Below are 22767 nucleotides of genomic sequence, written 5' to 3'. Positions count from 1 at the left end.
TCGACGCTGACGATGTTATCTTTTGTTATTGTTCGTTACGTGCCCGTTTTGAATTGCAACATTTGATAAAGCATCATGCCATTCAATATTTGTCAGCAGCATGAGGGCGACCCCTTGTTGTTATATCCGGTCGCTATGGCGAATCAGTATGCCACGGCATGGCAGGCTGGCTCTGTGACTGACACTGATCCAATGTGAGGCCGTAATGCTGAATGTGAGTGCCATCCCGCTGGACGAGATCTCCCCCATTTGGGATGACGGTTTCCTCCTGCTCTCAAAAAGCCTGCTGTCGGCCGTGACGCTCGATGACTTCATCAAGAAACTCAACAAGATAGACGTCTGTTTCGACGACGTGATCCGGGTCAACCTGATCCTCAACCAGGGGACGGGGGAGGAGGCCATCTTCTGCTACATGGGGGAGAGGGGCCCAAGGCACCTCGTCTGCCGCAAGGCAGACCTTCACTTTTCCAGGGAGCAGGCGATCATTCTACCCGCCGCCCGCTTTGAAAACCGCTGCGCCCTGTTGGCGAGCACCCCCGTCTATGATGACCTGCAATCCTACTGCCAACTGCCCATCACTACCGCTCGCAGCCACCTGGGCGGGGTGGAGTTCATCAGCCGCGAGGCTCGCGCCTTTCCCATGGAGGTGCTGGCCAAACTGACCCAGCTGGCGGCCATCATCGCCATCGCGCTGGAGAACGTGCAGGACAAGGAGCGCACCCTGGAGCAGGCCCACTCCCTGCGCCTTGAGCGCGACAGCTGCAAAATTTTGGTGGACGTAACCAATGCGGTGATCAAACTGGTGCGCATCGCCGAGCTGCCAAGAAGCCTGTTTGCCATCCTGCAGCACCATTTTGCCATCAGCAGCCTCTGTCTTGCTGAATACAACGCCACCTCCGACAGCTTCAAGAGCTATCTGGTGAACGAAAGCCAGAGCGAGCAGCCCGGCATTATCGACCACTCTTGTTTCGAAAAGAACTGCCTGCAGGGGGCCCTGGGTCACAGCGAACCCTATTTCATCTATCGCGAGCATGGCCACGGCTGCAATGCCCACTGCCGTTTCGCCACCCAGATCCTGCCCCCCGAGGCCAACAGCTCCTGCATCTTGCCGCTGCGTTATCGGGGCAACCTGCTGGGAGTGTTGATCCTCTCTCACCCGGAGGTGGATTTCTTCGTCGATATCGACATTTCCCTGCTCGAACAGGTGGCGGCGCGCACGGCGATCGCCATGAACAACGTGCAGTCGCAGCAGGAAATCTCCAACACCAACGGCGCGAAAGAGAAGACCCTTCGCATTGGCGAACCCGCCGTGCGGGGAGAGTTCTCCCACATCATCTACCAGAGCCCCGTGATGGCGAGCGTAATGGAGAAGGTGCGGCTGGTGGCCGAGAGCGACTGCACCGTGTTGATTTTGGGGGAGACGGGCACCGGCAAGGAGCTGATCGCCCAGGCTATTCATCAACTCAGTGCCCGCAGCAGCCGGGAGATGGTGAAGGTGAACTGCGCCGCCATTCCCACCGGCCTTATCGAGAGCGATCTGTTCGGCCACGAGAAGGGAGCCTTCACCGGCGCCCTGACCCAGCGTATCGGCCGCTTCGAGCGGGCCCACAAGGGCACCCTGTTTCTCGACGAGGTGGGGGACATGCCCATCGATCTGCAACCCAAGCTGTTGCGGGTGTTGCAAGAGCACGAGCTGGAGCGAGTGGGCAACAGCAACCCCATCGCCGTGGACGTGCGGCTGGTGGCGGCCACCAACTGCGATCTGCTCTCCATGGTCAAGAATAAGCGCTTTCGAAGCGACCTTTACTACCGGCTCAACGTCTTTCCCATCGAGCTGCCGCCCCTGCGCGAGCGGCGCGAAGACATACCGCTTTTGGTCAACTTCTTTATCAAGAAGATCGCCAAGCGGATGCGCCGCACCATCACCGCCATTCCGGCCGATGCCATGAAGATGCTGGTGTCGCTCCCCTGGTACGGCAATATTCGCGAGTTGGAGAACATCATAGAGCGGGCCGTGGTGATGACCCGCGGTCAGGTGCTCAATCTCTCCCCCGACGAGCTGCTGCCTCTCAAGGGCTATCACAAGATTGAGACCATGGTTTATGACGAGCCCGATGCCCCCCTGTTCCGGCAGGGGCCGGAGGATGAGCGCGAGGCGATCATCGCGGCGCTCAAGGAGAGCAACGGCATCGTCGCCGGTGCCCGGGGGGCGGCCCAGCGTCTTGGCATGAAGCGCACCACCCTGCTCTCGAAAATGAAGCGGCTCGGTATTTCGGCAAAGGATCCCAGGATCATCGAATAAGGCGGCAACAAGATGTGGCAAGAGAGTGACGTGTTCCGGTGCACAGCGCCGCGCGAGGTGGTGCACTATCAGGGGCGTGAGGTGACCACCGACAGCGCCATGCAGCTGCCTTGCGAAACCCCGGTGGCGCTGGTCTACAACGGCATCGCCCACAGCGTGATGATGTGTTCGGCCGCCGATCTCGAAGATTTCGCCATCGGCTTCTCCCTCTCTGAGGGGATCATCGACGGCCTGCACGACATTCACGACATCGAGCAGGTCAATGGCTGTCAGGGCATCGAGCTGCACATCACCCTGGCCAATCGCTGCATCTATCGCCTGAAAGAGAAGCGGCGCACCTTGGCGGGACGCACCGGTTGCGGCATCTGTGGCAGCGAGAGTCTGGAGCAGGTGGTGCGCACCTTGCCACCCTTGCCGGACAGCCAGCGCTTTGCGATAGGCCTTATAGACAAGGTGCTGGATGGGCTGCGCCCCCTGCAGTTGCTGGGGCAGTGCACCGGCGCCACCCACGCCGCCGTCCATGTGGACGGGGCGGGCAACATCCTCGCCATTCGCGAAGACGTGGGGCGCCATATTGCGCTCGACAAGCTGGTGGGCCACCTGTGTCGCACCGGCCGGCGCGATGGCGCCATCCTGGTGACTAGCCGCGCCAGCTTCGAGATGGTGCAAAAGGCTGCCAGCGCCGGGGTGGAGATCCTGCTCGCCATCTCGGCTGCCACCGAACTGGCGGTGGCGCGGGCCGAGCAGACCGGTCTCACCCTGGTGGGGTTCTGTCGCCCGGGGCGCGCCGAGATCTACAGCGGCTGCCAGCGTATCGTGCTGGCATAAGTGCGGGCCTGGATCCTGACTACTTCGCCAGGGTGGGCACAGGCATCAGTAGTGACATTCAGTGCTGACATTGGCGTTGAGTGGGTGGAACAGAACTGGAATACACCCACAGGGATGGGGCAGAAACGCTAAGGCGTAATGGGCGTGGCTTGCCCTGTGCCATCAGGTGCGAGTGACGGACAAAGGAGCCACCAGCAAGGGACCGTAAAAAAGGGCGGGGAGTGTGGCTCCCCGCCCTTTTGGCATTGGCGCGGCGAATTAGCGGGCCAGCAGGATACGCAGCATGCGGCGCAGGGGCTCGGCGGCGCCCCACAGCAGCTGATCACCCACGGTGAAGGCGGCCAGGTACTCGGGGCCCATGTTGAGTTTGCGCAGACGACCCACCGGGATGCTGAGGGTACCGGTGACGGCAGCCGGGGTCAGCTCGCGGGCGGTGATGTCGCGATCGTTGGGGATCACCTTGACCCAGTCGTTGTGGGCGGCCAGCAGGGATTCGATCTCTGCCAGCGGCACATCCTTCTTCAGCTTGATGGTGAACGCCTGGCTGTGGCAGCGCAGGGCGCCGATCCGCACGCACAGACCATCCACCGGGATGGCGGCATCCTGGATCCCCAGGATCTTGTTGGTCTCGGCCTGGCCCTTCCACTCTTCACGGCTCTGGCCGTTGTCGAGCTTGGTGTCGATCCAGGGGATGAGGCCGCCGGCCAGCGGCACGCCGAAGTTGTCCACCGGCAGGGTGCCGGAACGGGTCTTCTCGGTGATCTTGCGCTCGATATCGAGAATGGCGGAGGCGGGATCCGCCAGCTCTACCGCCACTTCGTCGCGCAGGATCCCCATCTGGGTCACCAGCTCGCGCATGTGGCGGGCACCGCCACCGGAGGCGGCCTGATAGGTGGCCACGCTCACCCACTCCACCAAATCGGCCTTGAACAGGCCGCCCAGGGCCAGCAGCATCAGGCTGACGGTGCAGTTGCCACCAACGAAGGTCTTGATGCCATCGTTCAGCGCCTGCTCGATGACGTCACCGTTGACCGGATCCAGAATGATGACGGCGTCCTGCTCCATGCGCAGGGAAGAGGCGGCGTCAATCCAGTAACCCTGCCAGCCGGCGGCCTTCAGGCGCGGATAGACATCCTTGGTGTAATCACCGCCCTGAGCGGTGATGATGATATCCTGCCTGGCCAGCGCTTCGATATCGAAGGCGTCCTGCAGAGTGCCGGCATCGACGCCGAAGTTGGGGGCGGCCTCACCGGCCTGGGAAGTGGTGAAGAAGGTAGGTTGAATATGGGCGAAATCCTGCTCTTCCTGCATCCGGCTCATCAGAACCGATCCCACCATGCCACGCCAACCGACCAAACCTACTTTTTTCATAATGTCCTACCCTGGATAGCTGCTTAATAAAGCGTTGTGGATCCCGTGACCCCTTGTATGGCGCCGGCCATTTACAAGCTGGTTACAAAATACGAGTTGCGAAAAATGTGTCTGTCCACATTACGGATTGTGGCGGCGGGCGCAAGTCGAATTGCGCAATATTCTGTGTCGTTCGCTGCAATATCCAGCGGTGTGAACACCGTAGGGAGGCGGAAAAAGCGGCGCAGAAAAGAAGCGGGGAGAGGCGGGGGTGAAAAAACAGGCAGGCCACCTGCATAAGGTGGCCTGCCGATGGAGTCTGGGGCGACTCAGGCGTAGCGAGCCAGGGTCAGCCCTTCGTCGCTGATGGCGGTTGCACTGCCGCTAATCAGATCGCAGAGCAGTTGGCCAGAACCTGCCGCCATGGTCCAGCCCAGGGTGCCGTGGCCCGTGTTGAGCCAGAGCCCGGGGATGGGGCTTGGGCCCACCAGCGGGGTGCCGTCCGGCGTCATGGGGCGCAACCCGGTCCAGAACTCGGCGCGGCTGATGTCCCCCCCTTCGGGGAAGAGATCGCCCACCACCATGGCCAGGGTGTCGTGGCGTTTGGGGTTGAGCACCAGGTTGTAGCCCGAAAGCTCCGCCATGCCGCCGACCCTGATCCGCTCGTCAAAACGGGTAATGGCCACCTTGTAGGTTTCATCCAGCACTGTGCTGCGGGGGGCCGCATCCGGATTGGTCATCGGCAGGGTGAGGGAGTAGCCCTTGACCGGATAGACCGGCAGCTCCAGCCCGAGCGGGCGCAGCAGCGGACGCAGGAAGCCAGTGCCGTAGCTGCCAAGGGCGCAGACGATGGCCTCGGCACGGTATCGTTGCTCACCGGCGCGCACTGCCACGGCGCGGCCATGGGCGACCTCAATCTCATCGATATCGCAGTTGAAGATGAATTTGACCCCGAGTTTCTGCGCTTCCAGCGCCAGCGCCTTGGTAAAGCGGAAGCAGTCGCCGGTCTCGTCGCCAGGCAGACGCAGGCCGCCCACTATCTTGCCGCGCACCCGTGCCAGGGCCGGTTCGGCCTCCTCGCAGCCGCTGTCATCCAGCGACTGGTAGGGGACGCCATACTCTTCCAACACCTCGATGTCGCGTTTGCTGGCATCCAGCTGGGTCTGGCTTCGAAACAGTTGCAGGGTGCCGAGCTGGCGTCCTTCGTAGTCGAGTGCCAGTTCATCGCGCAGCACCTTCATGCAATCGCGGCTGTACTCGGCCAGGCGCACCATGCGCCCCTTGTTGGTGGCATAGGCCGCCGGGGTGCAGTTGGCCAGCATCTTCAGCATCCAGCGCAGCTGGAAAGGGTCGGCGGTGGGGCGCACCGTGAAGGGTGCATGCTTTTGCAGCATCCATTTGGCCGCCTTGAGGGGAATGCCGGGGGCCGCCCAGGGGGCAGCGTAACCGGGGGAGATCTGGCCGGCATTGGCGTGGCTGGTTTCAAGCGCCACCCCCTCTCGCCGCTCCAGCAGGGTCACCTGATGGCCCGCTTTTGCCAGATACCAGGCGCTGGTTACACCAATGACGCCACCCCCGAGTACCACTATCTCCATACGTCTTTCCTTGACTGATGCCTTGATAAGGCCCCCACCTTAATCAGCCGCCACAGTATATTCAACTGGGTAAGATATAATTGGCATAAATATCTATTTACATTTATTTAACTGGTTTTCAATGTTGTTGATGATTGGTTTTATGGCATTAAGTGCGACAGGTTGGGCGCCTTTGCATGGCGTCACTTGCAAGTGGCCGGAACAGGCGTGCGACACCCGCCGTGACGGCGATTCAGTTGAACTCCGGACATGAGAGGCAACGGAGTTCGTTGAGTATCAAAGGGGGCGGATCCAGATAAAAAAGGCCCCCGCATCCGGGATGCGGGGGCCTTGGCGATAGAGAGGCAAAGTGGCCGGTTAGACAGCCAGGTACTCCAGCTCCACCGATCCCAGTGCCTTGAGGGTGGACTGGGCAGCATCGCGCTGGCTGATCTGGCCGTTTTTGCTCTCCAGCAGCACGGCGCGACGGATGGTGGCGAGATCTGCGCCGTTCAGCACCGCATGGGCGCAGGCCATCTGCATCGGCGGCAGGCTGGGGTTGAAGGCGGCGTTCTCGGCGTAGCGGCCACAGAAGAGGCGGCCATCGGCAAATTGCAGCGCCACCGCGGCATAACCCTGGCTGTAGGGCGCATAGCTTTGGCGAGCGGCGGCCAGAGCAGCCTGCCAGAGGGGATCTTCACTCTCCAGGGCCAGCTCGTCGTGGGACTGCGGGCTCATCAGGGCATCTGTGATGTCGAGATCTGCCGGCCCGAAGGAGTGGGGCAGGAAGGATTGCAGGGCACTGAGATCATCGGGCAGGGAAACCTGCAGGGTCTTGGCGGTGCTCAGCTCGTTCATGAACTGGCGGCAGTGGCCGCAGGGGGTGTAGTTGACGGTGATTTCAGAGATCCCGGTCTCACCACCCAGCCAGGCATTGGAGATGGCGGACTGTTCAGCATGTACCGAGTGGAACAGCCCCTGGCCTGCAAACTCCATGTTGGCGCCGAAATACCAGGTGCCGCTCAGGCCGCAGGCGATGGCGCCGACAAAAAACTTGGAGATGGGGGCGACCGAGCAGGCGGCGGCCAGCGGCAGCAGAACCAGGCGCAGGGCGCGATCATCAAGGCCGCTGGCGGCTTTCAGGGTAGCGACCTGATCCGAGGTAAAACGGGCATTGAACGCACTGCCGTCGGCAGGGTCGAGCATGGGCAGCAGCGCCGCTTTGAGCGGGGCGGGCAGGGTATCGAGTGGCTTGGCAAAACGGGGATGCATAGTGTGTCCTCAAAGGCCAATTGGGGGGCCATTGTAGGGAGCAAGCTCGGTGAATTGTGTGAGCTTGCTCACGCCCTGACGGGCAAACTGAGCGGGATAGTAATGGAAACGTTTGTCTTGTGCAAATTGTGCGGCAGGTCGCACGGGCGGGCCGGTAGGCCCGCCTGACGAAGGCTTAGCTCAGCCAGTGATAGAGGGTGAACAGGAGTGGCGCGACGGCAGCGGTGAGAATGCCGCACACCACCATGGCGAGCGACGAGAAGGCCCCCTGGACTATGCCCTGTTCGGCGGAGGTGGCGGTGCCGATGGCGTGGGCACAGGCGCCCACAGCCAGCCCCTGGGCCTCGGGGTCAGTGACCCGCATCAGCTTGAGCAGCGGATAACCAATCAGGGCACCGATGATCCCGACCACCACCACCACGGCTGCGGCGATGGCGGGAATGCCGCCGAGGGACTGGCTCACGCTCATGGCCAGCGGCGTGGTGATGGATTTTGTGATCAGGGACGCAAGTAGTGCCGGGTCGGCGCCCATAAAATGACCGATCAGCAAGGTAGTACATACCGAGATCAATACCGAGGCCAGGGTGCAGACTAGGATGGGCTTGAGCCTGGCCCGGATCTGGCGTGCCTGCTGATAGAGCGGCAGGGCCAGCGCCACCACGGCGGGCTCCAGCAGCGCCGTGATGGGGCGGGTGCCGCTTTCGTACTGCTCAAGGGGCAGGTCAAGCCAGAGCAGCAGGCCGATGATGACGGTGGTGGGCACCAGCACCGGATTGATGATGGGCCAGGGCAGACGGCGATGGAGCGCCCGGGTGGCAAAATAGAGCGCCAGGGTCAGGGGAATGGCGAGCCAGAAGATCATTTGTTCATCCTCTGGTAAAGGTGCCCGACGGTGCCGAGGATCAGCACTATGCCCACCACGATGCAAAGCATGATGAGGCCCAGGGATTGGCGCAGGGGTTCCAGCCAGGCCACCAGGCCCACGGCAACCGGCACGAACAGGACCCCCATATGGCGCAGCAGCAGACCGGCGCCGAGCTCGACCCACTGCAACTTCACCAGTTGCAGCGAGAGCAGCACGAACAGCAGCAGCATGCCGATGATGCTGCCGGGGAAGGCGAAGGGCAGGATGGCTGCCACGGTTTTGCCTGCCAGCAGGCAGGCGACGATGACCATAAAGTCACGAAGGTATAGCAAGGCACGTTGCGCGATCACGTGAGCCCCTTCTTGGTAACTGTGAAGAAAAGCGCAGTTTACCAGAGAGGCCGGGTCGCGGCATTAAAACAATAACAGCTGAAATCAGTTCGTTTGAAGCTGATTTAATTGAAGTTTCGTTTTTGAAAATTGTCTGATAGAACCCTTTTCGAACTACAAGGAGTAGTGATGACATCCCTCTTGTCCCGTATCCGCCAGCTGGCGACCGATAATGATCTGCCCGCGCACTTGTTGCAAACCCGCCAATGGGATGGCCCCCTTTGTCGGGTGCGCCTCGACAACACGGGGCGTGACGATACCCCGGTGGGGCGCTGGGTGCTGTTTGACGGCAAGCTCGGCCTCTCGCCCGATGTCTCCATCTATGGGGAGGGGTTCCAGATGCTGGCCCAGACCATGGGCAGCTGGCAATCGCCACAGTCGGTGGGGCGTTGCCCCGATGCCAGCGTCTATCGCATCACGGGTGACGAAGGCTTTCACACTGTGCACAACCTGCTGCTGGTAGAGCACGGCAAGGGCTGGCTGCTGCTCGCCTTCGCCAGCTGCCACCGCTTTGGCGGCGAGTTTCGCCTCTATCCCGATGGTCGCCTGCAGATCCTGATGAACTGCGAGGATCGTCTGCTGCCTGCCGGCCAGCACTGGCAGAGCGAGGCGCTGATTTGCCTGGAAGGGCCGGAGCGTGAGGATCTGCTGGCCGAGCTGGCGACTCTGATCGAGGCTGAGCATGGCTCGTTGATCGACCAGGTAACCACTCGCCCCAGCGGCTGGTGCTCCTGGTATCACTACTACAGCGATGTGAGCGCCGCCGATATTCGCGAGAACCTGGCGGTGCGCGCCGAGCGCTTCCCGGCCCTGCGCTACGTGCAGATAGACGATGGCTATCAGGCCAAAATGGGGGACTGGCTCACCCCTTCCGCGAAATTCGAGCAAGGGGTGGCGACGCTGGCGGCAGAGATCCGCGCCGCCGGCTGCGAGCCCGCCCTCTGGGTCGCCCCCTTTATCGCCGAGCCCACCTCGCAGGTCTTTCAGGATCACCCCGACTGGTTCGTGAAAGGAGATGACGGCTTGCCGCTGCCTTCCGAGCGGGTCACCTACGGCGGCTGGCGCTGCACTCCCTGGTATGTGCTGGACGGCACCCATCCCGAAGTGCAGGACCATCTCGAACGGGTGTTTCGTACCCTGCGCGAGCAGTGGGGCATCCACTACTTCAAGCTCGATGCGAACTTCTGGGGCGCCATTCACGGCGGCCAGTTCCACGACCCGTCCGCCACCCGGGTCGAGGCCTATCGGCGCGGCATGGCCGCCATCTTGCGCGGGGCGGGCGAGGGGGCCTTCCTGCTCGGCTGCAACGCCCCCATCTGGCCGAGCCTGGGGCTGGTGCACGGCATGCGGGTGAGCGATGACGTGGAGCGCCACGGCCCCCGTTTTCGCCAGATAGCCCGCGAGGCATTTTGCCGTGCCTGGCAAAACGATCGGCTGTGGGCGCTGGATCCCGACTGCATTTGCCTGCGGGATCTGCCGAGTCAGCAGGCCAGCGCCACCGATTACCACTTCCATCTGGCGGCGCTGGTGGCAAGCGGCGGCATGATGCTGGCGGGAGACAGGCTGCAGGATCTTGACGAGGCGCAGGGGGCGCAGCTCAAGCGGTTGCTGGCTCTGTGTGCGGCCCGCGCCCCTTCCGCCCGTTTCGAGGCGATGGACTTTGCCTGCGGCGAGGTGAGCCTGCCAGGTGGCGGGACTTTGCTCTGCCTGTTCAACTGGGAGGCACTGCCCCAGGAGTTTTTGCTGCCAGAAGGCGGAGTGGATTTTTGGGATGAACAGCCGGTTGGCACCTCGATCACCCTGCAAGGGGGCGAGGGGCGAGTGATCCGCTACCTCTGATCAAGACGCAGTGACAAACAAATCAGGCTCCGTGAGGAGCCTGATTTTTCTATGAGATTTTCAATGGGGTCAGTAATGCCACTCAAAACCGACGGCGTAATTGGCGGAGCCATAGCCCGGAATATCGTTGTTGGAGACGATGGCCTTGAGGGTCAGTTGCGAGCTTAATGGCACGCCGAGACCAAAGCCGATGGCCAGCTGATCGTTGGGGTTGCCGATAAGATCCACGCGCATCACCCGATAGAGGGACATGTCCTCACTCAGGTGCACATAGGCCTGGGAGGCGCGGTTGTAGGCCTGCCCGAACACCTCCAGCTGGAAGCCCGAGTGGGCGCTGATGGCCAGCGGTACCCCGACAAACTTGTAGAGGGGGGAGTCGTTGAAGTAGCTGTTGGTGATCTGGGGGGTAAAATCGGTCTTCTCGTAGAGGGTGTTGAAGCTGTGGGCCACGATTTGGTAGGTCTGCTCCGGCAGTCGGGCAAGGTAGTCCGGCATCTCGAAGCGATAGGCGCCCTGGGCAAACAGGGGCAGCAGAGCCAGTAATCCAGACAGCGCGCGCAAAGAAGGCATAGGCAGACAGGTATCCGGTTGACCGGGTCTCACCATCATGGCGAGACGTTCACAAGATATTGGTACTTGAGGAAAATTCCCCTTCGTCATTATTGCGCGATGAAGGGGAACCGTGGGGGAGATTTATGTGAAATCACTCACAACTCATAACTCTTCCAGATAGCGATAGAGACTCTTGAGAATCGCAAAGTTCCGTTCGTTACCCTGATTTTGTTCTGCCAGCGCTTCGAGGCGAGGGGCGTAATCAGGCAGATGATGGTTGAAGTAGTCGCTGCAGTGCAGACGCCAGCGCTTCTGTTCCGCCTCGCTCAAGGTATGGGGCCAGTTGCGGGCGCGGTAGCGGAACAGCATCTCCGGCAGGCGGGCGTCGCTGAAGGCGAATTCCCGTTCCCCCAGCAGATCCGGCGGGGTGGCGCGCACCAGATCCATGGTGGATTTGTCGCCATGGCCGAAGAAACCGGCGTAGAGCTGGGTATCCGGATCCTTGTCGGTGCTGCCGGCAAATTCCTGATTGAACACCTCCACCAGCTTTTCCCGCACCTCGGGGTGGGCGCGCAGCAGATCCAGGCTCTTGCGGCACTGCTCCCGATCGATGCCAAGCTGGTCGGCGCGCTCTGCCGTCAGGGTGGCTGCCGGTGCCAGCACAGGGCACTTGTTAATGTGCACCAGCTTGACCGGAATGCCGGCCAGATCCCCCAGCTCCTCTTTTTTGGTGTAGAGCCGTTCGCGGATCTCCTCGCTCGACAGCTCGATGAGTGGAGTCGGATCGCGGGTCAGATCCACCATGATCACCGCGTTCTGGTTAGTGGGGTGCCAGGCGAGCGGCGATACCCAGCTCACGCAGCCCTGCCAGGGGGAGAACATGCCAGAGACATGGACCAGCGGCTTCATGGTTACCACATCGATGAGGGCCTTGACCTTGTTCTTGTTGCGAAGGTCAAACAGGTAGCTAAACAGCTTGGGCTGGGCCTTTTTAACCAGTTTGGCCATCTCGATGGTGGCCAGGACGTCGGAGAGCGCGTCGTGGGCATTGGCGTGGGCCACGCCGTTGGCCACCGTCAGCTTTTCGAGCCGAAAACTCGGTTTGCCCTCTTCATCAAAGGCCCACTCGATCCCCTCCGGGCGCAGGGCGTAGCAGGCCCGCAGCATGTCGAGGATGTCCCAGCGGGAGTTGCCGTTCTGCCAGCTGTAGGCATAGGGGTCGTAGAAGTTGCGATAGAGGGTGTAGCGGGTCACCTCGTCATCGAAACGGATGCTGTTGTAGCCCAACACGCAGGTGCCCGGGGTGGCAAACTGCTCGTGGATCTGGCGGATGAAGTCCGCCTCGCAGAGCCCATCCTTCATCGCCTTTTGCGGCGTGATGCCGGTCACCAGACAAGCCTCGGGTTGCGGCAGATAGTCCGCCGGTGGCTTGCAATAAATCACCAGCGGCTCGCCGATGAGGTTGAAATCCGCATCGGTGCGAATGCCGGCAAACTGCGCCGGTCTGTCCTTGGCCGGACTGATGCCGAAGGTTTCGTAATCGTGGAAGTAAAAGGTGGGCTCGCTGCCCGGGTGCGCTGTCTTGCTCATGTTGTTCGAGATGGGGTATCCGGTGACGGCGGCGCCTGGCGCCAAGGTGGGCGGTGCCAGGCACCACAATTGCCTGCATGGTAAACCATAGTGCCGCCAGAGCGAAGCTTGGGGGAATTGTCCGCTGGTTTAATCGGCAGGGGGAAAATGGGGGAGGTACTTGGGAGTGTCGGCAGGCAGGGCGTCCTGACCATCTGCAACGGCGAATGTTGCCTGCGGGCATGTCTTGCGCTTGCCACGGCATTGAGGGGCGGTGAGCACTCCCAAAAAGACCATGCCAGTCGGGTTGCCCGACCGGCATGGCAAGTTGTGGCCTAGGGTCCGCCAGTTGAGCGCTTAGAGCAGATCTTCGAGCTGGTACTTCTTGAGCAGTTGCTCGAAGGTGCCGTCGGCCTTGACGCTCTCGATGGCGGCATCGAACTGGCTCTTGAGCTGGTCGTCGTGCTTGCGCAGCGCCACCGCCACCCCCTCGCCCAGGATCTTGTCCTGGGTGCCGTTGAACTGGGGACCGACGAAGGCGAACTGCTTGCCCATCTCCTTGTCGAGGAAGCCCACCTTCAACTGCACCATGTTGCCGAAGGTGTAGTCGGCGCGACCGGACTGCAGATCCAGCATGGGGGACTGGGCGTTGACGTAGCGCTTGATCTTGGCCACGTCGCCGTAGCGGGCGGTGACGAAGTTGTCCTGGGGCGTGCCCTCCTGCACCGCGATCACCTTGTCCTTGAAGTGCGCCGGCTCGTCGGCGAAGTCGGCGGCCTTGTCGCTGCGCCCCACGAAGCGGTTCTGCATCATGTAGTAGACCTGGCTGAAGTCCACCTTCTGGCGCCGCTCGTCGGTGATGTTCATGGAGGACATGATGGCGTCGTACTTGCGCACCTGCAGGCCGGGGAGCAGGGCATCCCAGGGCTGGTTGATCACCTCGCACTCGGTCTTCATGGCCTCGCACAGGGCGTAGGCCAGCTCGACCTCGAAGCCGCCGAGCTTGCCGCTGCTGTCGACCATTTCGAAGGGGGGATAGGTGGCGTCGGTGGCGATCACCAGGGGTTTGGCGGCGGCCTGGCCTGTGGTGGCCAGGGCCACCAGCATCATTGCGGTGTTGAGTTTCATAGTCAGTCCCTTGAGTGTGGCGTCGTGTCGATGGTCGTAACGAGTGTCGGCCTAGGGGCCGACGGCTATCTTGCGATGGGCGAGGGCCGGTAGCTGGCTGCGCACCGTGCGCTGGGCTGCCAGATCCAGGGTGGCGATGGCCATGCCCTGACCCTCCTCGACCCGGGCCAGTACCCGGCCCCAGGGGTCGATGATCATGCTGTGGCCGAAGGTGCGGCGCCCGCCGGGGTGGTGTCCCCCCTGGGCCGAGGCCAGCACGAAGGCCAGGTTCTCCACCGCCCGGGACCGCAGCAGCAGTTCCCAGTGCGCGAGCCCCGTGGTGTGGGTGAAGGCGGCGGGCAGGGCGATGACGTCGGGGGCCGGCCCCAGCCGGAACAGCTCCGGGAAGCGCAGGTCGTAGCAGATCCCGAGGCGCAGCAGTCCCCAGGGCAGGGGATGGCTCACTACCGTCTCCCCCGGGGTCATGGTCGCGGCCTCGTCATACTGCTCCTGCCCGGTGCAAAAGCCAAACAGATGCAGCTTGTCGTAGCGGCAGGCCAGGCGGCCCTCGGGGTCGACGAGCAGGCTGCTGTTGTGCATCTTGCCGGGCTCGTGGCTGGCCAGTGGCAGGGTGCCGGCCAGGATCCAGATCCCGAGTTCCCGGGCCAGCCCCTGTACCCAGGCCAGCAGGGGGTGATCGCCGACGGGGGCGGCCAGGGCGACCCGTGCCCGCTCATCTTCTGGCATCAGGTAGAAGTACTCGGGCAACTGGGCGAACTCGGCCCCCTCGGCCGCCGCCTGGCGCAGCAGCGCCTCGGCCTGGGTCAGGTTGTGGTCGAGGTCATCCCCGGAGACCATCTGCAGCACGGCGACGCGTACGTTCTCCATGTGGCCTCCTAGACGCGGCACAGGCGCTCGGCGCCGGCCAGCAGGGTGTCGTCATCCTTGGAGAAGGAGAGGCGGATGACCCGTTGATCTGTGCCGTCGTGATAGAAGGCGGAGACGGGGATGGTGGCGACCCCGTGATCGCGGATCAGCCGCTGCACGAACAGGCTGTCGGACTCGTCGCTGATGCGCTCGTAACTGGCCAGCATGAAGAAGCTGCCGGCGGAGGGGAGCAGGGTCAGACGCGACTCTGCCAGGGCCGAGGTCAGCAAGTCGCGCTTGCGCTGGTAGAAGGCCGCCAGCCCCTGATAGTGGGTCGGTTGCTGCAACAGGTGGGCGAAGCCGTACTGCATGGGGGTGTCGGCGGCGAACATGGCGAACTGGTGCACCTTGCGGATCTCCTCCATCAGGGAACGGGGGGCCACGCAGTAGCCCACGCGCCAGCCGGTGACGTGGAAGGTCTTGCCGAAGGAGAAGACGGCGACCGAGCGCTCCACCAGCTCCGGGTAACGGATGACGCTCTGGTGCAGGGCGCCGTCGAACACCACGTGCTCATACACCTCGTCCGAGAGGATCAGGATGTCGGTACCGCGCACCAGGCGGGCGAGGTGCTCCTGATCCGCCGCCTGCCAGACGGTGCCGGTCGGGTTGTGGGGGGTGTTGAGCACTATCATGCGGGTGCGTGGGGTGATGCGGGCGGCCACCTCCTCCCAGGGGATGGCAAAGTCCGGCGCCTTGAGGGCGATCACCACGGGGGTGGCCCCCTGCAGCTGGATCATGGGGCGGTAGCTGTCGAACGCCGGCTCGAACATGATCACCTCGTCACCGGGGTGAACCAGGGCGGTGATGGCACAGAACAGGGCCTCGCTGGCGCTGGCGGTGATGGTGATCTCCTCGCCGGCGTCATAGTGGTGGCCATAGCTGGTCGCAATCTTGGCCACCAGCTGCTCGCGCAGGGCGGGCAGCCCGGTCATGGGGGCGTACTGGTTCTCGCCGGCCAGCATGGCCTCGTGGGTCACCCGGATGAGCTCGGGATCGCAGGGGAAGCTCGGCGCCCCCTGGGAGAGGTTGATGCTGGGGTGGCGGGCGGCCAGATCCCCGATCACGGTGAAGATGGTGGTGCCCACCTGGGGCAGTTTGCTGAGAACCTGGGGGGAAGACATGGCGCCGTCACCTGAGTGTGGGAATGAGCCCCTGTTTTAGCCCCCGGGGCGCTTGCCGGACAACGGATTATTCGGCATGGTATGCATGAGTTTTTCTCAAGCATGGAGGCTTGTCATGTTGTTCACCCCGCCGCGCACCCAGCTGCCCCTCTACGGTTTGCAGGTCTTCGAGTGCGCCGCCCGTCACCTGAGCTTCACCCTGGCCGCCGACGAGCTGTGCGTCAGCCAGGGGGCCGTGAGCAAGCAGATCGCCCAGCTGGAGGCGCGCCTGGGGCACTTGCTGTTCGTGCGCGGCACCCGCAGCCTGACCCTGACTCCGGCCGCCGAGCGCCTGCTGCCCTTCATCCGGGAGGGGCTGGTGCGCATGGGGGAGGGGCTCAGCGCGCTGCAGGCCCTGCCCCACGAGCAGGCCATCAGCATCAAGGTGCCCTCCTGCGCCAGCCGCTGGGTGCTGCGGCGGCTGCAGGCGTTCGAGGGGGAGGCGGTGGAGGTACGCGGCAGCCACCACCACGGCATCGACTTCTCCCGGGAGCCGTTCGATCTCGCCATCGTCTACCAGCCCTGCCTGGGGCGCTATCCCAACAGCCAGCCCCTGTTCCGGGAGCGGCTGACCCCGGTCTGCGCCCCGACCTTCGCCGCCAAGCACCGCCTGTTCGAGCGCTCCCTGGAGGAGCTCCCCTTGCTCCCCCTGATCCATGCCAGCGTCGATCGGCGGGACTGGCGCAACTGGTTTGCCGCCTTCCTCGACATCCCCTGGCAGTCCCAGGGGGGGCAGCTGTTCGACACCCTGGACTTGGCGATGAACGCCGCGCTGCAAGGGTTTGGCCTCTCTCTCGGGGATCCCACCATAGTGGCCGAGGAGCTGGAGAGCGGCGCCTTGGTGGCCCCCTTCGCCCCCGTGCTGGAGACGGATCACGAATACGCCCTGCTTGCCCGCCCAGGCAACCCGCCTCCCGGCGTAACCCGGGTCTGCCAGTGGTTGCTGGGCGAGCGCCCCTCTTTCTGACAAATATAATTCTGACTCTTATATGTGATGTAATGCTGCCTTGGTACAAGGTGGCGACAAGACCATACTGTGGTGAGCGGGCTATGCTTGGTATAAGCCGTGCATAGTGCCGGTATCTGCGCGCAAGGCGCCGATTGGGGGAATGGATATGGAATCGCTAAAAGCCAGGGATTATATGCAAAACAGGCCGATCACCTTCAAGGCGGACATGATGGTGCAAGCGGCTGTGGAGAAATTCTTGAACAGCCACCAGCTGGGGGGGCCGGTTGTTGATGACAAGGGACACCTGATCGGCTGGATCTCCGAACAGGATTGCATCGCCGTCATGCTCAGGGAGGCCTATCACTGCGAGCAGGTGGCCCAGGTCAAGGATGTGATGCGCAAGGAGGTGCTGACGGTGGGGCCGGATACCAGCATTCTGGCGCTGGCGGAGATGATGATGGGGCAAAAACCCAAGATCTATCCGGTGGTGGAGGATGGGCATCTGGTGGGGGTGATCAACCGCCACAACGTGATGCAGGCTATCCATGCCCAGCTGACAACCTGCTTCGTTCATCATGCGCACGGCTAAGCCGCTACACGTGACTATCTCAAAAGCAGGCCGCTGGCCTGCTTTTTTGTCTCTGATATGGATTGCCCTTGGCTTGCGGCCATTTTTGGGCAGTTAGCCTTGAACCATTAACGCCAGATACTGAAAGGCTTGCACCACTCATTCCCGCTCTTTAGGATCACCCCCAGCTATCGATATGGCCCTTGATGGGCACTCTTTTAAGGAATTCGTACCTTGTCTCTCTCTATCGAGGCGCTGCGCCGCCGTCTATCTGCCTGCATGAACCTCGACGCCCGCCGTCTCTCCAGCCGTCTGCACGGGGCCAAGAAGCTGCCGGAAGCCAAGCAGGCCGCCGTGCTCGAGACCATTGCCGCCGATCTGGATGTGGCCGAGGCGCGCTATCAATCCCGTCTGGCGGGCGTCCCCAGGGTCACTTATCCGGACAATCTGCCGGTCAGCCAGAAGCAGGCGGAAATCGCCAAGGCGATTCAAGAGCATCAGGTGGTGATCATCGCGGGGGAAACCGGCTCGGGCAAAACGACCCAGATCCCCAAGATCTGTCTCGCCCTCGGGCGCGGGGTGAAAGGCTTTATTGGCCACACCCAGCCGCGGCGTCTTGCTGCTCGCACCGTGGCGGCGCGCATCGCCGAGGAGATGGAGTCCGAGCTCGGTCACTACGTGGGCTACAAGGTGCGCTTTACCGATCAGGTGAGCGAGCAGACCCACATCAAGCTGATGACCGACGGTATCCTGCTGGCCGAGATCCAGAATGACCGGATGCTGACCCAGTACGACACCATCATCATCGACGAGGCCCACGAGCGCAGCCTCAACATCGACTTCATCCTGGGTTACTTGAAGCAACTGCTGCCGAGGCGCCCCGACCTCAAGGTCATCATCACCTCGGCCACCATAGACCCGCAGCGTTTCTCCCGCCACTTCAACAAGGCGCCGGTGATCGAGGTCTCCGGCCGCACCTACCCGGTAGAAGTACGCTACCGCCCCCTCGTCAGTGACAAGAGTGAGGGGCTGGAGGAGCGCGACGAACTGCAGGGGATCTTCGATGCAGTCGAAGAGCTGGCCCGCGAAGGGCTGGGGGACATCCTCATCTTCATGAACGGCGAGCGGGAGATCCGCGATACCGCCGATGCCCTGCGCAAGCTCAACTTGCGCGACACTGAGGTGCTGCCGCTCTACGCCCGCCTCTCCAACGTCGAGCAGAACAAGGTATTCCAGCCCCACGCTGGGCGGCGCATCGTGCTCGCCACCAACGTGGCGGAGACCTCTCTCACCGTGCCTGGCATTCGTTACGTGATCGATCCGGGGACCGCCCGCATCAGCCGTTACTCCTGGCGCACCAAGGTGCAGCGCCTGCCGATCGAGCCGGTCTCCCAGGCCAGCGCCAACCAGCGTAAAGGGCGTTGCGGCCGGGTAGCGGACGGCATCTGTATCCGCCTCTACTCGGAGGAGGATTTCAACGGCCGTCCGGCTTTTACCGATCCCGAGATCCTGCGCACCAACCTGGCGTCCGTCATCCTGCAGATGCTGGCGCTCGGCCTTGGCAACATGGAGGCCTTCCCCTTCGTCGAGCCGCCGGAGTCGCGCCATATCAAGGATGGCCTGACCCTGCTCAAAGAGCTGGAGGCGGTGCGCGAGCTGCCTGCCACGGGCGATCGCGAGGCCAAGCTGCAACTGACCGAGACAGGTCGCCAGCTTTCGCGTATCCCCCTTGATCCGCGTCTGGCGAAAATGGTGATCAGCGCGGCGCAAATCGGCTGTTTGAGCGAGGTGATGGTGATCACCGCCGCCCTCAGCATTCAGGATCCCCGCGAGCGGCCCATGGAGAAAAAGCAGGCCGCCGACGAGCAGCACAGACGCTTTGAAGACAAGGATTCCGACTTCCTCGCCTTCGTCAATCTGTGGAACTACCTGAAAGAGCAGCAGGATGCCCTTGGCAGCAATCCGTTCCGTCGCATGTGCCAGAAGGAGTTTCTCTCCTACCTGCGAGTGCGCGAGTGGCAGGACATCCACTTCCAGCTGCGCCAGACGGTGAAAGAGTTGGGTTTTAAAGCCAACCAGGAGCCGGCGGATTTCAAGACGGTGCACTGCGCCCTGCTAACGGGCCTGCTCAGCCATATTGGCAACAAGGATCTGGAGAAGCCGGAGTTTCTCGGCGCCCGCAATGGCCGCTTCCATCTGTTCCCGGCCTCGGGTTTGTTCAAGAAGCCGCCCAAGTGGGTGATGGCCGCCGAGCTGGTGGAGACCTCGCGCCTCTACGCCCGCATCAACGCCAGGATTGAACCCGAGTGGGTGGAGCCGCTGGCGGGCCACCTCATCAAGCTGCACCACAGCGATCCCCACTGGTCGAAGAAAAACGGCGCCGTCATGGCCAAGGAGAAGGTGACCCTCTACGGCCTGACCCTGGTTGCCGAGCGCACCATCAACTTCAGCCGCATCGATCCGGCCCTGTGCCGCGAGCTGTTTATCCGCCGCGCCCTGGTGGAGGGGGATTTCGAGACTCGCCATCGTTTCTTCAGTGACAACCGCAAGCTGCTGGCGGAGGTGGAGGCGCTGGAGCACAAATCCCGTCGGCGCGACATTCTGGTGGATGACGAGGACTTGTTCCGCTTCTACGATGCTCGCCTGCCGGAGGAGGTGATATCAAGCCGCCACTTCGACAAGTGGTGGAAAGAGGCGCAGAAGCAGGACGCCGAGCTGCTCAACTTCGAAAAAGAGATGCTGATGAAGGGGGATGCGGCCCACATCAGCGATCTCGACTACCCCAACTTCTGGCAGCAAGGGCGCCTCAAGCTCAAACTGACTTACCAGTTCGAACCGGGGGAGGCCGCCGATGGCGTGACCCTGCATATCCCGCTGCCGCTCTTGAACCAGGTGGAGGTGAAAGGGTTCGAGTGGCTGATCCCGGGGCTGCGTCACGAGCTCTTGGTGGCCCTTATCAAGTCGATGCCAAAGCCGATGCGCAAGAACTTCGTACCGGCCCCCAACTATGCCGATGCCCTGCTCGCCAGCATCAACCCCGAGCAGGGGCCGCTGCTGGATGAGATGGAGCGCCAGCTGCGGCGCATGACCGGCGTGGCCGTGCCCCGCGAATCCTGGGATTGGACCGCGGTTCCCGATCACCTGAAACTCACCTTCCGGGTCGTGGACGACAAGCACAAGAAGGTGGCGGAAGGCAAAGACCTGGAGGCATTGAAAGAGTCCCTGCGCGGCAAGGTGCAGGAGACCTTGTCGCAAGTGGCGGACGACGACATCGAGCAGTCCGGCCTCACCCTCTGGAGCTTTGGCGAGCTGCCGAAGGAGTACAGCCAAAAGCGCAGCGGTTTCGAGGTGAAGGCCTATCCGGCGTTAGTGGATCAGAAGGATTCGGTCGCCATCCAGCTGGTGGAGAGCCAGGTGGTGCAACAGCAGCTGATGTGGGCCGGTCAGCGCCGTCTGGTGCTGCTCAACGTGCCATCTCCCATCAAGTATCTGCAGGAGAAGCTGCCCAACAAGGCCAAACTCGGGCTCTACTTCAATCCGTTTGGCAAGGTGGCGGAGCTTATCGATGACTGCATCGCCTGCGGCTGCGACAAGTTGATTGAGCAGCACGGCGGAATGGCCTGGGACGAGGCCGGTTTCGAGGCGCTCAAGGAGTATGTCCGCGCCGAGCTCAACGACGCCGTAGTGGAGGTAGCCAAACAGGTGGAAGCCGTGCTGACCCTCTCCCATGAGATCAAGAAACGGCTCAAGGGCAAGATGCAGCTCGACACCGCCTTTGCCATGTCCGACATCCAGCAGCAGCTCGGCAACCTCATCCACAAGGGCTTTGTCACCGAGACCGGCTGGCAGCGGCTGCCGGATCTCTTGCGCTACCTGCGTGCCATCGAGCGGCGCCTGGAGAAGCTGGCCATCGATCCCAACCGGGATCGGGTCTACATGCTCAAGGTGCACAGCGTGGAGTCGGAATACAAGGCGCTGCTGGCCAAGATCCCCAAATCCCAGCTGGTGCCCACCGAGGTGGCCAACATCCGCTGGATGATCGAGGAGCTGCGGGTGTCGTTCTTTGCCCAGAATCTGGGGACCCCCTATCCGGTCTCCGATAAACGGGTGCTAAACGCCATCGCCCAGTGCTAAGCTGCTATTTGTCTGAATTAACAAGATGATATATGTCGTTGACAAGGGGAGGGTCAGGGTTGGCCGCCCCGTTGCCAAACCAGTCTGGGAGGCAGGATGCTGGGGATCTGGTTGAGTGTGGCGCAGGTGGTGATCAGCGGTTACCAACCTATTGCCGAACAAACCTGGGTACAGTTGAACCCGGAATATTATCCGCTGGGGCGCACCCCCCCCGCCATGTTCGTGGCCTGGCATGGCAACCAGTTTCCGCCGCTGGCGCAAAGGCAGAAAAACGGGCGCTGGCAGATCCTCTTTCCTGCCAGGCTGGTGCCGCCGTTCGATCTGTTCGAAGGGGAGGCTGAACTCTCCAAAGCCTATCTGGCGAGGCTCAGGCGCATCGACGAAATGGCCTACGGGGTTGCCCCCAATCAGGGCGTGACCACGGCGCCTGCCGCCACTCTGGTGGCTGCGTCACCGCGTGAGGATGATGCCCTGATTCCCTTTATCGCCGAGTTCCGCATGCCGGAGCTGGCGCGCAATGAACGAGCGCTGCGCGGGTGGGACGAGGGGGCTGAGCCTCTGCTGGCACAACTGGGGATGAACGTCCGGACGATGGCAGGAGCCGGCATGGTGTTGGCCGAAGGGATGTCACCGCCTTCCTATCAATATGATGAGCTGACGGAACTCGAACCGGCGGCTGGGGAGGGGCGGGCTCTGTGCCACAGGGTGGCTGCTGGTGAGACCCTGTGGCGTATCGCCAATCAGCTCGCCAATCGCATCGGGGCGGACACTTACAGCTACCTGTTGGCGCTGGCGGCGGACAATCGCTCCCGACTGAGCAACGGCATTCGGGTCAAGACCGGGGATGCGCTCTATTGCCCCCGCGCCGAGACGTTGGCGCAGTTTGATGCCCTGAGCCCGGGCCAGCGTCAACAGCAGTTTGCCAGGCTGGAAGAGGGCAATTAAATAAAGAAGTGCGCGCCTTGTATCCGATATTGGCCCGTGGTAGTATTCGCGCTCGTTTTGCGAGGTGCTGACCGGTCGCAGTCAACACCATACATTCATCTAAAAGAGATACTTACTATGTCTTTCGTATTCCAAGCTGAAGTCCGTTCTGACCTGGGGAAAGGTGCGAGCCGCCGCCTGCGTCATGCTGACCAAGTTCCTGCCATCGTTTACGGCGCAGGTAAAGAAGCTCAGTCCATCACTGTTGACCACAAGAAATTCATCCTGGCTCAAGAAAAGCCGGAATTCTATGAGTCCGTACTGACTCTGGTGATCAACGGCGAAGAAGTTAACGTAAAAGTGAAAGCTATCCAGCGTCACCCGGTACGTTACAAGCTGGTTCACCTGGACTTCGTTCGCGTTTAATCGCTAACTGTCCGGTTGAAGAAAAAGCCACT

18 protein-coding genes are annotated in these 22767 nt (G+C 62.2%); 8 read left to right on the top strand and 10 right to left on the bottom strand.

What is annotated here, in order from left to right; translation table 11 throughout:
* Positions 1-205: 205 nt before the first annotated feature.
* Both ACB034_RS06850 and fdhD read left to right on the top strand, forming a co-directional pair.
* The gene (locus ACB034_RS06850) at positions 206-2302 is read left to right on the top strand and encodes a sigma 54-interacting transcriptional regulator (RefSeq protein WP_371172437.1); all 2097 of its coding nucleotides are present in this window, start codon (positions 206-208) and stop codon (positions 2300-2302) included.
* A gap of 12 nt (positions 2303-2314) precedes the next feature.
* The gene (fdhD, locus tag ACB034_RS06845) at positions 2315-3130 is read left to right on the top strand and encodes a formate dehydrogenase accessory sulfurtransferase FdhD (protein WP_342009807.1); all 816 of its coding nucleotides are present in this window, start codon (positions 2315-2317) and stop codon (positions 3128-3130) included.
* A gap of 258 nt (positions 3131-3388) precedes the next feature.
* Here the strand turns inward: fdhD and asd are convergent, their stop codons facing one another.
* The 5 genes from asd to ACB034_RS06820 all read right to left on the bottom strand — a co-directional run bounded on the left by asd (position 3389) and on the right by ACB034_RS06820 (position 8541).
* Positions 3389-4501 (bottom strand): aspartate-semialdehyde dehydrogenase, encoded by a 1113-nt coding sequence (asd, locus tag ACB034_RS06840; protein ID WP_223377571.1) that lies wholly within the window; start codon positions 4499-4501, stop codon positions 3389-3391.
* A gap of 308 nt (positions 4502-4809) precedes the next feature.
* Positions 4810-6075, bottom strand: coding sequence for a D-amino acid dehydrogenase (locus ACB034_RS06835; protein ID WP_371172436.1), 1266 nt, complete (start codon positions 6073-6075; stop codon positions 4810-4812).
* A 357-nt stretch (positions 6076-6432) separates the two neighbouring features.
* Positions 6433-7326: a cytidine deaminase gene (gene cdd, locus ACB034_RS06830; RefSeq protein WP_371172435.1), complete on the bottom strand. Its 894-nt coding sequence runs from the start codon at positions 7324-7326 to the stop codon at positions 6433-6435.
* A 175-nt stretch (positions 7327-7501) separates the two neighbouring features.
* Positions 7502-8188 (bottom strand): LrgB family protein, encoded by a 687-nt coding sequence (locus tag ACB034_RS06825; protein ID WP_124238175.1) that lies wholly within the window; start codon positions 8186-8188, stop codon positions 7502-7504.
* On the bottom strand, positions 8185-8541 hold the full coding sequence (locus ACB034_RS06820; protein ID WP_026457331.1) for a CidA/LrgA family protein: 357 nt from the start codon (positions 8539-8541) through the stop codon (positions 8185-8187). The genes ACB034_RS06825 and ACB034_RS06820 overlap by 4 nt, the downstream gene beginning before the upstream one ends.
* Positions 8542-8709: 168 nt before the next feature.
* On the opposite strand from ACB034_RS06820, the gene ACB034_RS06815 reads away from it, so the two are divergent.
* Complete coding sequence (locus tag ACB034_RS06815; RefSeq protein ID WP_371172434.1) at positions 8710-10419, top strand: glycoside hydrolase family 36 protein; 1710 nt, start codon at positions 8710-8712, stop codon at positions 10417-10419.
* 69 nt (positions 10420-10488) lie between these two features.
* Here ACB034_RS06815 and ACB034_RS06810 read toward each other — a convergent pair whose 3' ends face one another.
* From ACB034_RS06810 to ACB034_RS06790, 5 genes are all read right to left on the bottom strand, one after another.
* Complete coding sequence (locus ACB034_RS06810; protein WP_124238540.1) at positions 10489-10989, bottom strand: hypothetical protein; 501 nt, start codon at positions 10987-10989, stop codon at positions 10489-10491.
* A gap of 144 nt (positions 10990-11133) precedes the next feature.
* Positions 11134-12561 (bottom strand): exodeoxyribonuclease I, encoded by a 1428-nt coding sequence (sbcB, locus tag ACB034_RS06805; RefSeq protein ID WP_061477435.1) that lies wholly within the window; start codon positions 12559-12561, stop codon positions 11134-11136.
* Between the two features lie 336 nt (positions 12562-12897).
* Positions 12898-13668 (bottom strand): ABC transporter substrate-binding protein, encoded by a 771-nt coding sequence (locus tag ACB034_RS06800; protein WP_061477437.1) that lies wholly within the window; start codon positions 13666-13668, stop codon positions 12898-12900.
* A 51-nt stretch (positions 13669-13719) separates the two neighbouring features.
* Positions 13720-14535, bottom strand: coding sequence for a carbon-nitrogen hydrolase family protein (locus ACB034_RS06795; protein ID WP_371172433.1), 816 nt, complete (start codon positions 14533-14535; stop codon positions 13720-13722).
* A gap of 8 nt (positions 14536-14543) precedes the next feature.
* Positions 14544-15695 (bottom strand): methionine aminotransferase, encoded by a 1152-nt coding sequence (locus ACB034_RS06790; RefSeq protein ID WP_371172432.1) that lies wholly within the window; start codon positions 15693-15695, stop codon positions 14544-14546.
* Between the two features lie 115 nt (positions 15696-15810).
* On the opposite strand from ACB034_RS06790, the gene ACB034_RS06785 reads away from it, so the two are divergent.
* The 5 genes from ACB034_RS06785 to rplY all read left to right on the top strand — a co-directional run bounded on the left by ACB034_RS06785 (position 15811) and on the right by rplY (position 22735).
* A complete protein-coding gene (locus ACB034_RS06785) occupies positions 15811-16701 on the top strand; it encodes a LysR family transcriptional regulator (RefSeq protein WP_371172431.1) in 891 nt (296 codons plus the stop codon).
* A 148-nt stretch (positions 16702-16849) separates the two neighbouring features.
* Complete coding sequence (locus tag ACB034_RS06780; protein ID WP_342009817.1) at positions 16850-17272, top strand: CBS domain-containing protein; 423 nt, start codon at positions 16850-16852, stop codon at positions 17270-17272.
* Positions 17273-17485: 213 nt separating this feature from the next.
* Positions 17486-21385, top strand: a complete 3900-nt coding sequence (gene hrpA, locus ACB034_RS06775; RefSeq protein ID WP_371172430.1) for an ATP-dependent RNA helicase HrpA — start codon at positions 17486-17488, stop codon at positions 21383-21385.
* A gap of 96 nt (positions 21386-21481) precedes the next feature.
* Positions 21482-22330 (top strand): hypothetical protein, encoded by an 849-nt coding sequence (locus tag ACB034_RS06770; RefSeq protein ID WP_371172429.1) that lies wholly within the window; start codon positions 21482-21484, stop codon positions 22328-22330.
* A gap of 117 nt (positions 22331-22447) precedes the next feature.
* On the top strand, positions 22448-22735 hold the full coding sequence (rplY, locus tag ACB034_RS06765) for a 50S ribosomal protein L25 (RefSeq protein WP_024945378.1): 288 nt from the start codon (positions 22448-22450) through the stop codon (positions 22733-22735).
* Positions 22736-22767 lie beyond the last annotated feature (32 nt).

The organism is Aeromonas sp. S18(2024), from assembly GCF_041402525.1.
In the GTDB taxonomy this organism is placed as follows: Bacteria; Pseudomonadota; Gammaproteobacteria; order Enterobacterales; family Aeromonadaceae; genus Aeromonas; species Aeromonas enteropelogenes.
This window is presented reverse-complemented; position numbering and strand designations above follow the sequence as displayed.